This window comes from Thermoplasmatales archaeon (assembly GCA_014361195.1).
Classification (GTDB): domain Archaea; phylum Thermoplasmatota; class E2; order UBA202; family JdFR-43; genus JACIWB01.
In genome coordinates this window covers 95,375-107,025 of the sequence record JACIWA010000001.1, presented here as the reverse complement: position 1 = coordinate 107,025, position 11,651 = coordinate 95,375, and the positions used below count along the sequence as shown (strand labels likewise).

12 protein-coding genes are annotated in these 11,651 nt (G+C 36.3%); 1 reads left to right on the top strand and 11 read right to left on the bottom strand.

Features of this window, described 5'->3' with window-relative positions:
- Nucleotides 1-20: 20 nt before the first annotated feature.
- The 7 genes from H5T44_00450 to H5T44_00420 are packed head-to-tail and all read right to left on the bottom strand — an operon-like array spanning nucleotide 21 to nucleotide 5,095.
- Nucleotides 21-680, bottom strand: coding sequence for a 5-formyltetrahydrofolate cyclo-ligase (locus H5T44_00450; GenBank protein MBC7080715.1), 660 nt, complete (start codon nucleotides 678-680; stop codon nucleotides 21-23).
- Entirely contained in the window at nucleotides 614-1,003 is a 390-nt protein-coding gene (locus H5T44_00445) for a DUF488 domain-containing protein (protein MBC7080714.1), read from the bottom strand. The genes H5T44_00450 and H5T44_00445 overlap by 67 nt, the downstream gene beginning before the upstream one ends.
- A complete protein-coding gene (locus H5T44_00440) occupies nucleotides 988-1,788 on the bottom strand; it encodes a mechanosensitive ion channel family protein (protein MBC7080713.1) in 801 nt (266 codons plus the stop codon). Before H5T44_00440 ends, H5T44_00445 begins: the two co-directional genes overlap by 16 nt.
- Complete coding sequence (locus H5T44_00435) at nucleotides 1,785-2,537, bottom strand: DUF432 domain-containing protein (GenBank protein ID MBC7080712.1); 753 nt, start codon at nucleotides 2,535-2,537, stop codon at nucleotides 1,785-1,787. Before H5T44_00435 ends, H5T44_00440 begins: the two co-directional genes overlap by 4 nt.
- Nucleotides 2,509-2,910, bottom strand: a complete 402-nt coding sequence (locus H5T44_00430) for a Zn-ribbon domain-containing OB-fold protein (GenBank protein ID MBC7080711.1) — start codon at nucleotides 2,908-2,910, stop codon at nucleotides 2,509-2,511. The genes H5T44_00435 and H5T44_00430 overlap by 29 nt, the downstream gene beginning before the upstream one ends.
- Nucleotides 2,910-4,076, bottom strand: coding sequence for a thiolase domain-containing protein (locus H5T44_00425; GenBank protein MBC7080710.1), 1,167 nt, complete (start codon nucleotides 4,074-4,076; stop codon nucleotides 2,910-2,912). The genes H5T44_00430 and H5T44_00425 overlap by 1 nt, the downstream gene beginning before the upstream one ends.
- A complete protein-coding gene (locus tag H5T44_00420; GenBank protein ID MBC7080709.1) occupies nucleotides 4,073-5,095 on the bottom strand; it encodes a hydroxymethylglutaryl-CoA synthase in 1,023 nt (340 codons plus the stop codon). The genes H5T44_00425 and H5T44_00420 overlap by 4 nt, the downstream gene beginning before the upstream one ends.
- A gap of 170 nt (nucleotides 5,096-5,265) precedes the next feature.
- Here H5T44_00420 and H5T44_00415 point away from each other — a divergent pair, with 170 nt between their 5' ends.
- A complete protein-coding gene (locus tag H5T44_00415; protein ID MBC7080708.1) occupies nucleotides 5,266-6,867 on the top strand; it encodes an AMP-binding protein in 1,602 nt (533 codons plus the stop codon).
- On the opposite strand, the gene glyS is transcribed toward H5T44_00415, so the two are convergent.
- Genes glyS through H5T44_00395 form a run of 4 tightly spaced genes read right to left on the bottom strand, consistent with a single transcriptional unit; the run spans nucleotide 6,860 to nucleotide 11,606 of the window.
- Nucleotides 6,860-8,461: a glycine--tRNA ligase gene (glyS, locus tag H5T44_00410; GenBank protein ID MBC7080707.1), complete on the bottom strand. Its 1,602-nt coding sequence runs from the start codon at nucleotides 8,459-8,461 to the stop codon at nucleotides 6,860-6,862. The two genes, H5T44_00415 and glyS, sit on opposite strands and share 8 nt — an antisense overlap.
- Before the next feature lie 5 nt (nucleotides 8,462-8,466).
- Complete coding sequence (locus tag H5T44_00405; protein ID MBC7080706.1) at nucleotides 8,467-9,321, bottom strand: CBS domain-containing protein; 855 nt, start codon at nucleotides 9,319-9,321, stop codon at nucleotides 8,467-8,469.
- A gap of 36 nt (nucleotides 9,322-9,357) precedes the next feature.
- Nucleotides 9,358-10,131, bottom strand: coding sequence for an amidohydrolase family protein (locus tag H5T44_00400; protein ID MBC7080705.1), 774 nt, complete (start codon nucleotides 10,129-10,131; stop codon nucleotides 9,358-9,360).
- Complete coding sequence (locus H5T44_00395; GenBank protein ID MBC7080704.1) at nucleotides 10,128-11,606, bottom strand: PAS domain S-box protein; 1,479 nt, start codon at nucleotides 11,604-11,606, stop codon at nucleotides 10,128-10,130. The genes H5T44_00400 and H5T44_00395 overlap by 4 nt, the downstream gene beginning before the upstream one ends.
- Nucleotides 11,607-11,651 lie beyond the last annotated feature (45 nt).

Here is an 11,651-nt window from a genome sequence, read left to right as displayed (position 1 = left end):
ATAAAAATGTTTTGATAAGTTTAAATTTTTCTCCTTATTATTCTTGTTGGAGTAACTATTATATCAACTCTTGTATCTTTTTCATCAAAAGGAATATTTTTAACTACTTGAATATCATGAACGGTTGTTACCACTGGAATTTTTCCAAATTTTTCCTCGATCATTTCTATCTCCCTGTCCCCATATCCTCCTCCTTTTCCCAGCCTGACAAAATTTTCTTCATCAACCGCAACACATCCAGTGATTATTAAATCAGGTTTTATCAGATCATCCATTTTTCTTCCATATTTAAATGCCCCGGAAATTGTGCTTGCAAATTTTTCATTGCATTTTACATCTTTTGGATCAATTTTTATAAATCCATGCTTTAATTTTGGTGAAGCCATTATTAAAATCTTATTCTCTTTTAGAGCATTTTCCCTCACTTTTTGCTGTGCAAAATCCGGGTTTGAAAATATAATCTTTGCCTTCTTCCATTCTTCAAGAGTAGTAACTTTATTTCCCGCTAACTCACTTCCAACAAAATTTGGTATTCTTCCATAAGCGTAGGGAAATATTGCTATTCCTAATGCATCCATCTTTTTCCATATCTCCTCCCTGAGCTTCTGTTTTTCTATATTATATTTATCACTTTCCATCCTTCTTCCTCCATCTTCCTTAATATGTGCCTGCGGTGGCATCTGAAAGGAAATTTCTCCGCGCACATGATAGCAACTTTCTTTATTTCTGCGATTTTCTTCAATTTTTCATAATCTTTCCTCCATTCTTCTGTTTCCATCCATTTAGCATAGCCATGCCTGAATCCGCCAAGATTTTCAAAATGCAAATATTCTATCTTGCCCAGAATTTTCTTGATATTTTCTTTTTTATAAATTTCAAACTTTGAAGATGGAAAGCGCCTTACATCTGCGATTGCTTCAATTCCATATTTTTCAAGCAAACTCAGAAATTCTTCCTTGCTTCTGTTTGAATGGCCTATTGAAAATATTATTTTGCCATCCATATGACACGCTGTGGGAATGGAACCTGAATTCCTTCTTTTTCAAGTGCAACCTTTAATTTCCATAGCATTTCAGTCTTTACTGAAAACCATACATTTGATGGAGCCCATATTCTAACAGATAAATTTACACTGCTCTCTCCAAGTTCATCAACAAAAATAACTGGAGCAGGCTCCTTGAGCACAAAAGGATGCTCATCAAGCACTCTTTTTATTATCTCTATTGCTTTATTTGCATCATCACTATATCTTATCCCTATTTTATATTCAAATCTTCTTACAGGGCTACTGTAATAGTTGTATATCTTTGAAGTAAAAACTTTTTCATTCGGGAAGCGAGCATATACTCCATCCCATGTCCTTATTGTGGTTGATAAAATCTTTATTTCCTCAACAATCCCTTCAACATCCTCTATCTTTATTGCATCTCCTATTCCAATTGGTCTTTCAATAATCAAAAATATCCCACTCAAAAAATTTGAAACAACTGTCTGGCTTGCAAAACCAATCACTATACCCAAAATTCCTCCCGCCACAAGCAGGCCGGATAGCGAAATTCCTATAATGGAAAGAGAAGCAATAAAACCAATTATTATTATAACATAATATGAAAACCTCTCAATATTTTTGACTGTTGGATCCGGCAATTTATCCTTTAAACCCCTCCTTATGTTTGTTCTAACTATTTTTGCTATTATTACTATAATTAGAATTGCTCCTATAAACTTTAATATTGCCTCGACTTCGATTCCCGCTATTTTATATTTAAATATATCCCAGATTGTCATTTGAAACCACGCTCCATAAAAAATTCTCTTCCAATTTCTTTTGCAAGAGAAATTCCTAATTTTCTGCTTTTTGCTAAATATAAATCTATTGCTTCATTCATTCCCTCAACCTTTTCATTAAAGGATGTTTTTCCCATACTCTTTTTAATTATTTCAAGATTTGCGGAACAATATGCATGATTCTTGTAAAAAATTTTCATGGTAAGAGTATTAAAAACAATTTTATTTATTTCAGTCCACTCGCTGTAGCTATTTTTAATCTTCAATTCCATAATTCCTTCATAAAGCTCATCAACATTCGGAATTTCTTTATATATCTCACTTCTCCACCACCTGCACACAAAGCCATCTTCAGGGCGCCCATATAATGTATATTTCAATTTTGTTTTTGTAAAAATGTCCAATGGCTCAATATCTTTTTCATCAGATAGAAATACACCTATTTCAACTGGAAATTTAATAAATATTTTTTCTTCCACACCTGGCTCAACAAAAATGCTTTTATCAAACTCTATCATTAAATGATTTGAGGCATGGATTGGCAGATTTACCGGAGGAACAGGAGAAATAATAATCTCCCCATTATTTGCATAAATTTTTTTCTCAATCACCTCATCCCCAGCTTTTCTGAAATAATTTTTCTCCCTCCCGCCTCCGCTAACTTCTATTTTTACACCCCCTTTTTCAATATTTAAGTTCAGCCCATATACTCCAAACATCTTAATCTGCCTTCCTGAATTTATAGCCATAATATATTGCTCCCGCGCTTCCATCCTGCTGAATGCGCCTGAAGCAAGCGTCCACTTTCATGCCTATATGGATTTCGTCATACTCGCAATCTACTATTTCACCGGTTATGTAGCAACCTTCCTCCATTTTTATGAGAGCAATAACATAAGGGACATTTCTTTCAAATTCGGGAGGAGCATTCCTTATTATTGTAAAACTTTCTACAGTTCCAACACCTTTCAATTTATAGTCTTCAATTTTTCCAATCGATTTTCTCCTGCAATTCGGGCATATTTTTATCGGGGGGAAAAATATTTCATTGCATACATTGCATTTACTTCCTATAAGATTATATCTTGAAGGAATCTCTCTCCAGTACCTTGCAACTCCCATTATACCACCTCCAAAATATGTACAACCGCAGTTCCTCCAGACCCACCTATATTATGGGTTAGCCCGATTTTAGCTTCTTTAACCTGTCTTTGCCCTGCTTCGCCTCGCAATTGTTGAACAATTTCAATTATCTGAGCCACGCCAGTCGCTCCAACAGGATGACCCTTTGCTTTAAGTCCTCCAGAAGTATTTATCGGAATTTCTCCTTCAAGCTCTGTTAAGCCATTTTCAACCGCTTTTCCCCCCTTACCTTTTTCAAAAAATCCCAGATCTTCAATAGCCATTATTTCCGCAATTGTAAAGCAATCGTGCACCTCCGCCACATCAATATCTTTTGCTTCAATCCCCGCCATTTTATATGCTTTTTTTGCTGCATGCTGGGCTGCGGGTATTCCATCAAAAACTTTTCTCCTGTGCAATGAAATCGCATCATTTGCCTGCACACTCGCGGAAATTTTTACTAGTTTTTCGCAGTGCTTTTTTGCAAAATCTAGGGGGGCGAGAACCACAGCGGCGGAGCCATCGCTTATTGGACTGCAATCGAGCAAATGCAGCGGATCCGCTACAATCTGTGAATTCAGCACATCTTCAACAGTTATTCTATTCCTGAACTGAGCTTTCGGATTTAAACTACCATTATAGTGATTTTTTACCGCAACCATTGCAAGTTGTTCCTGTGTTGTTCCATACTTATGCATATGATATCTTGCCATAAGGGCATATAGGCCAGGGAAGGTTAAGCCGAGAAATGCCTCCCATTCTCGATCTGCAGCAGAGGCAAGTATATCAGTTGCTTCTCCTCCCACTACATCTGTCATTTTTTCTGCTCCTCCAACAACAACTATATCATAAATTCCACTTGCAACCGCTATATATGCCTGATGCATTGCCACTCCTCCAGATGCACAAGCAGCCTCTACTCTTGTTGAAGGAATATGCAGGCCATGCAATCCCGCCACTTCTACCGCAATGCTCGCTATGTGTTCCTGCCCGATGAAGCGACCCGCTGACATTCCTCCTAAATATAAGGCATCTATTCTTTCCCCTTCTATTCCCGCATCTTCAATTGCTTTTATTCCCGCCTCTCCAACCAGTTCGCGGAATGATTTTTCCCATAGTTCGCCAAATTCAGTCATCCCAACTCCTATAACCGCAACTTCCCTCATATTTCACCTCTATATTTCATATAAGTTGAATAATCAACATATTTTTTATTCTCTATCATCTTTCTTATATTGCACCTTTCATATTCCTCTATTTTATCAGTAACGGTTATATCAAAAGCATCTGAGCCAGCACCTGAACCATATGATACCGCAAATATTCTATCCCCGCTTTTAGCAACATCAAGAATTGAAGCGAGCCCGAGCATTGTTGAGCCAGAATATGTATTTCCTATATAAGGGCATAGCAGGCCTTGCTCAATTTGCTTTTTTTCAAATCCAAGAATTTTTGCAACTCTCATTGGAAATTTCCCATTTGGCTGATGAAAGACAGCGTAGTCGTAGTCACTTGCTTTTGTCCCCATTTTTTCCATAAGCATTTTTGCAGCATTCGTAACATGGCGGAAATAAGCGGGTTCGCCAGTGAATCTTTCACCATGCCCTGGATAAGGCTCTCCTTCCCTCCTCCAGAAATCAGGTGTATCAGTTGTAAATGAAAGAGTACAATTTATCTTTGCTATTCCATCATTTCCAATAATAAAAGCAGCTCCTCCCGCAGCGGCAGTGTATTCAAGAGCATCCCCAGGCGCAGCCTGAGCTACATCCGTCCCTATTGCCATACCATATTTTATCATGCCAGATTTAACCAAGGCGATGCAATTTTGCATGCCTGCAGTGCCTGCTTTGCAAGCGAATTCATAGTCCGCTGCTGTGAGATATGGCACCGCTTCTATTGCTTCCGCCACTGTGGTGGCAGTTGGTTTAACCGCATATGGATGGCTTTCAGAGCCCACATAAATTGCTCCTATTTCTTTTGGATTTATTTTGCTTGCTTTTACCGCCTTTCTCGCTGCTTCAACCGAAATTGTTGCGGTATCTTCATCTATTGCTGGAACCGATTTCTCAAAAATATTTAGTCCCGATGAAATTGCTTTTGCATCTCTTCCCCATACACGAGCTATCTCTTCCACTTTTATCCTATATCTTGGCACATAAGCCCCGTATCCCACTATATAGCTCATTACTGCAACATGTTTTTTGCATATATAAAAATGTCGAATTAAAATGTCAAATTTGATGAGAAATCCTCACTTAGTGTGATTTTAACCTCGGTTTAAATCGTTATTTATAAACATCCACGACATTGGTTAAAGCCGAAATTATTAATAATATCTAAAACATATCAAAAAACATGAAAGACAAATATGAAGAATGGATAAAAAATTTTAAGTGGGATGTGCCGGAGTATTATTCAATTTGTGAAGTTGTTGATAAGGTTGCTAAGGAGAGGGGCAAGGTAGCAATATACTATGAAGATGAAAATGGAAATAAAGAAAAAATGACTTATTGGGAGTTAAGGGATGACTCAAATAGATTTGCAAATTTTTTAAGAGGCTTAGGAATGAAAAAAGGAGATAGAATAATTGTAATAATGCCTCGTTTGCCAGAGGTTTTTGTTGCTCAGATAGGTAGCTTTAAGGCAGGCGCGATAGTGATTCCCTGTCCTGACATGCTTAGGGCAAAGGATATTGAATACAGAGCAAATAATAGTGGGGCAAAGACAATAATTGCCCACAGAAATTCAACAGATTTTGTCGATGAAGTAAGGGATAAAATAAATGTAGAAAATTATATAATAGTTGATGGAGAAAAGGACGGATGGATCAGCTATAAGGAAATAAGAAAAGAATCAAGGTATTTTGATTATGAAAGGATAAAATCAACTGATATAATGACAATAAATTATACATCAGGTACAACTGGCGAACCAAAAGGAGTGATGCACAATCATGCATGGATTTATTGCATGGCAAAAACAAATGCGGTTTATTGGTGGAATGCAAAACCAAATGAGCTGTTATGGGCAACTACCAGCCCTGGATGGGCAAAATGGTTTTGGTCTCCAGTAGGAGTAGCTCTTGCAGTTGGTGCATCTCAACTAATTTACAATGGGAGATTTAATGCAAAAAAATATCTTGAACTGATGGAAAAATATCGTGTAAATAGATTCTGTTCCACACCAACTGAATACAGGCTTTTGGCTCAAGAAGATTTGGAAAGCTATGACTTAAAAGATATGAAAAAATTTTTGAGCGCTGGAGAGGCTTTAAACAGGGAAGTAATTGACAGATTCAAAAAGGCATATGGCTTATTAATCTATGATGGCTATGGTCAAACAGAAACAACTGGGCTGGTTTGCAACTACGATGGTATAAAAGTCCTGCCAGGCTCAATGGGTAAGCCGATGCCAGGCGCCAACATTGAAATAGTAGATGAAAATGGAAATGTTTTGCCAGCTGGCCAGGTTGGGCAGATTGCGGTCCCGATAGATCATCCAGGACTTATGGTCGGCTACTGGAATGGCAAGAGGATTGAGGAGCTTGCGATTAATGGGTTTTATCTCACGGGAGATTTAGCTAGGAAAGACGAGGATGGCTATATATGGTTTGAAGGGAGAGCGGATGATGTAATAAAATCATCAGGCTACAGGATAGGTCCTTTTGAAGTTGAAGATGCTCTTGTAAAGCATCCCGCGGTGCTGGAGGCAGCAGTTGTTGCATCTCCAGACAAAATAAGGGGAAACATTGTTAAGGCATTTGTTGTTCTTGCAAAAGGATACGAGCCAAGTGAAAAACTAATCAATGAGTTGCAGGAATTTGTCAAACAGCAAACCGCTCCTTATAAATATCCTCGTGAGATAGAATTTGTGGAAAGTTTGCCAAAGACAATAAGCGGAAAAATAAAGAGGGCGGAGCTAAGAGAGCTTGAAAAGAAGAGGAAAGGATTTATCTAATCCTTTCTTCTATCCATTTGGCAACATCTTCCCTTTTTATCCTTATTTGTTCTGAAGTATCTCTAAAGCGGATTGTGACTGTATCATCTTCTTTTGTCTGATAATCAACTGTGATGCAGAAAGGTGTCCCGATTTCATCCATCCTTGCATATCTCCTCCCTATACTTCCACTTTCATCATAAAAACAAATTATTTTATTTCTTCTTAAGCTTGATTCAATTTCTTTTGCTATTTCCGGCAAACCATCTTTGGGCAGGAGAGGAAAGACACCCGCTTTTATTGGAGCAATATTTGGTGGAATAGATAAAATAACATATTTTTCTCCTTCTTTTTCCTTTTCCATGTAATTATGCTCCATTATAAAATAGAAAATTCTATCTATTCCATAAGATGGCTCTATTACATGGGGTAAAAATTTTCTCAAATATACATTTTCCTCTTTCTCAACTATCTCATAAAATTCTTCTCCTATTTCATAAATTTCTCCATCTATCTCAATGCTTAACTTTCCAGTAAATTCCGCCCCATCAAACTTTTCTTTAATGATTTTCGCTTTCTCCCTGAATAATTTCCCTATTTTATCCATTTTTAGCTTCACCACTTTTTTTCTAACTTTTATAGGTTCATCAAAAGTTTCAATTGCATTCATATCAAATCCAGTTGCCTTCATATGAGCTTCTAAATCATAGCTCTGCCTATCTGCGATTCCAACGCATTCAATCCATCCAAATCTTTCTGAATAAACTTCCGCGTCCCAGCATTCATTTGCATAATGAGCAAGCTCATTTTTTTCATGCTTTCTGAAACGAATTTTGTTTTCATGTATCCCAACTTTCACCAAAAATTTTTTTGTTAATGCGAGATAGTATGCAATTGCTTCATTCCCAAATATTTTTCCAATGCCTTCCATAAGTTTTATTTTCTCTTCTCTTCCTTCATAAACCACTTTTATCTCTTCATTTTCAAATTCTTTGAGCTTGGCATGTTTTTTATTTTCTTCACCGAAAAATATTTCCGCCTCCGCCATGGAAAATTCTCTTAATCTTATCATTCCTTGTCTCGGTGAAACCTCATTTCTGAAACCCTTTCCGATCTGGACGATTCCAAAAGGTATTTTCTTCCTGGAAAATTCATAAAGGAAAGGAAAGTTGACAAATATTCCCTGCGCGGTCTCAGGGCGCAAGAATGCTCTTTCTTTTTTTCTCCCTATCCCTGTTTCAAACATTAGATTTATTTCACTCCTCTCCACATTTCCTCCGCATATGGGGCATAAGCCATTTTTCAACTCCTCAACCTTAAAGCTCAACTCGCATTTCTTGCAATATCCAATTTCATCTATAAATTTATCAACGTGTCCGGATGCTTTTAGCACCGCATAGGGAGTTATGACTGGTGTTGATATTTCATAAAATCCTTCCTTGATCACATAGAAATTTCTCCATTCATTTTCTATATTGTTTTTCATTAAGCAACCCAGTGGCCCATAATCATAAAAGCCTGTTTCCCCTCCATAAATTTCATAAGATGGGTATATAAACCCTCTCCTTTTTGCTAAAGCCATTATTTTTTCATATATATCCGTCTTTTCTGTCATATCTTTCATATTAATGAACTCATCAAATCTATATCATATACCATACCAACTAGCTCATCATTTTCATTTATTACCGGGAGCTGGTCAATCCTATTTTCCAGCATTTTCTTTGCAACATCAGAAATTTTTGATTTAATATAAGCGGTTATTACTTTTTTTACCATCACTTCTTTAACTGGCACAAGCGGGAGCTGAATTTTTGAAGTTTCATAATACAGGCGCATAACATCTCTTATACCCTCCCAAGTCCACATATCTTCGTCTTCTCCTATGCCAAGGTCTGATTTCTTCACGCTTTCCTGCAAATGGGAGAAAGTGAAAAGGTCACCATCTGAAACTATCCCAACAAGTTCCCCATTTTCATCCACAACAGGCAGGGCGGGAGCGTTTGTTATCCTGAATATTTTCATAACCGCTGGCAGAGGAGTTTCCTGATATAGAGGCACACATAAGGGTGAGAGATATTTTTCAACCTTATCGGTTTTTTCTTTTAGGAGGGAGAGTAAATGTGGGGGAGAGATCATTCCAACGAGCTCATCTTTTTTTACAACAGGCACACCATGCAATCTATTCTCATAGAATATTTTCGCCGCCTTTTTAACACTTGCATCTGGTGAAAGCACAATAGGATTTTTATCCACAAGCAAAGCTAGTTGCTGTTCTTCAGGATTTTCGAATATACGATTCCTTGTAATCATACCAACAAATTTTTTTGTTCCCGCTTTAACAACAGGCACACTGCTTACTTCATACTTTCCAAATATTCTCAATACATCTTCCCTACTTCCAGGTATCTCCGCATATATCGGCTTTTTATTCATTAAGTCCTTAACTTTAAGCTCCTTTTTTGGCTTATTCATTACCTTATGTAATACATCATCTTTTTTAAAATTTCCTCATTTTAAAAAAAATTTACATGGGTTTTTGCTTATCATATCATAAGCTTTCTCCTCTTCAATATCAAATTTTTCTATAAGAAATTTCATCTCCTCAAATATATTTGGCTCAACAATCATTGCATTGTCAGTTCCAAGCATTATATTTGCTTTATATTCAATTAGCTTCTCTAAAGGCGGGGATAAATTGAAATTAAAATTTGAGCGAGGGCAAATAACAACACCTATCTTTTCCTTCACTATTTTTTTAATGTCCTCATCACTTGCCTTGCATAGATGAACAACAAATTTTGGCTTTAAAGAAATTATTTGCTCTACATCCTCCCTTCTTACCTCACTTGCATGAATTGCAAAAATTTTCTTTCTTTCATGAACATGATTTGCAACCATTTCAATTTCATTTTTATCCCAATCATATACACTGCTCAGAGCAATCCCATCACTTATATCAAGCAATTCATCAATTTCTTTTTCGTCATAAATAAAATTTTTTGGTCTCCCGAGAATAATTGCTTTTATTTTCCTTCCTTTTAATGCTTCTTTGAGTATTTTTACTCCTTCAATTCCTCCTTCCCTGAAATCCACAAAAAAATCTGTTCCGCATTTTTCCATTATATCAATTGCTTTCTTTATACCATTCAAAATCTCTTCCCCGCTTGCTTTTTCAAGCATTCTATGTTTAATTCCATATGGAGCAAAAAGTTCTTCTATACTATATTTTTTTTCAAGAGAAATAAAGGCATCACCTATATGTGTATGAGAATTAAAAATCATTTTGGTAAATATATTTCGAATATGGTTCCTTTATTCTTTCCTTCCTTCACTGCATCTCTAACCTCTATTCTCCCGCCCATCTTTTCAACAATTCTTTTTGATAAATATAATCCTAAACCGCTACCCCTGCTTTCCTTTCCTTTTGCACCCATTTTAAATAGATTTTTCTTCAATTCCTCACTTATCCCAATTCCATCATCACGCACATATATTTTTATCTCCTTTCCTTCATCGCTAACCCCTATCTTTATATTTTTTGCTTTTGAATGATATATCGCATTCCCGAGCAAGTTTGAAATTACTTCACCGATAAGCTCCGTTGAAAATATTTTTTTTCCATATTTTTCATGCTCTATATTTATATTCCTCTCCCTGGCATCCTTGCCATATTCTTTTATCAGATCTTCCACAAATTTATCAATATCAAAATCCTTTTTTACCCATTCCTTCTCCAAAAATTGCAATTTCCTCACATTATCTATTATCTTGCTTGCGGAGAGTGCGGAATTTAAAGCAGCCTCGATCATTTCCCTGTGTTCCTCCTTTAATTCTTCCTCCATCATTATTTCGAGATACCCAATTATCAACTGCAACTTATTTGCGACATCATGGCGCAGGAGGGCATTGAAGAATTCCGCCTCCTCCTGTGCCTTCTTCAGGCTTGTAATATCATGAATTATGCCATCTACATATTCTTCATTTCCTTCCCTCACAAGTGTTGCATATTCATTTCCTATTACAATCTCGCCGTCTTTTTTTAAATATTCAACTTCATAATTCTTCACTGAACCATACTTTTTTAATTTTTCAATAAAATTTTTTCTATCCTCTGGATTCCTATACAGTTCTTCCAGATCCATGTTTTTTAGTTCCTCTTCGCTATATCCAAAAAATTCCTCCAGCGCTTTGTTTGCTTCGATAAGTTTTCCCTCTTTAATTCTATATATTCCTTCAACCGAGTTCTCAAAAATGCTCCTGTATTTTCTTTCAGAACCCTCCAATTTATTTTTTATTTCAAGATTTTTAATCGCGGTAGCCAAAATATTCGAGAAAATCTCAAGCAATTTTATATCTTCATCAGTGAACCCATTTATCTTTTTTCTCTCAACATTTATAACTCCGATCAACTCATCTTTATAAATTATGGGCACCGCAACTTCACTTTTCATTCCTTTTGCTCCCTCAATATACCTGCTATCTTTAGATACATCTGGCACATATATCGTTTTTTTCTCTTTTGTACATGCTACAGTTATACCTTTATTGCCATTCAGTAGCAAGGGCTCTGGTAATTCAAATAAACCAACAACCTTCGCCTCCTTTAACTCATTTCCTTCTTTTATTAATAATTCAAAAGCATCGAAATTGAATACATTCTTTAGTATAGATGAGAAAGTTTCATATAACTCATCACTGGAGTTTGCAAGCATCAATTGCGAAGACAACTGATATAATCCAAATAGCTTATCTATCATTTTTTGCTAAATATTTTTCTCATATAAATTCTTTTTTGAAATTTT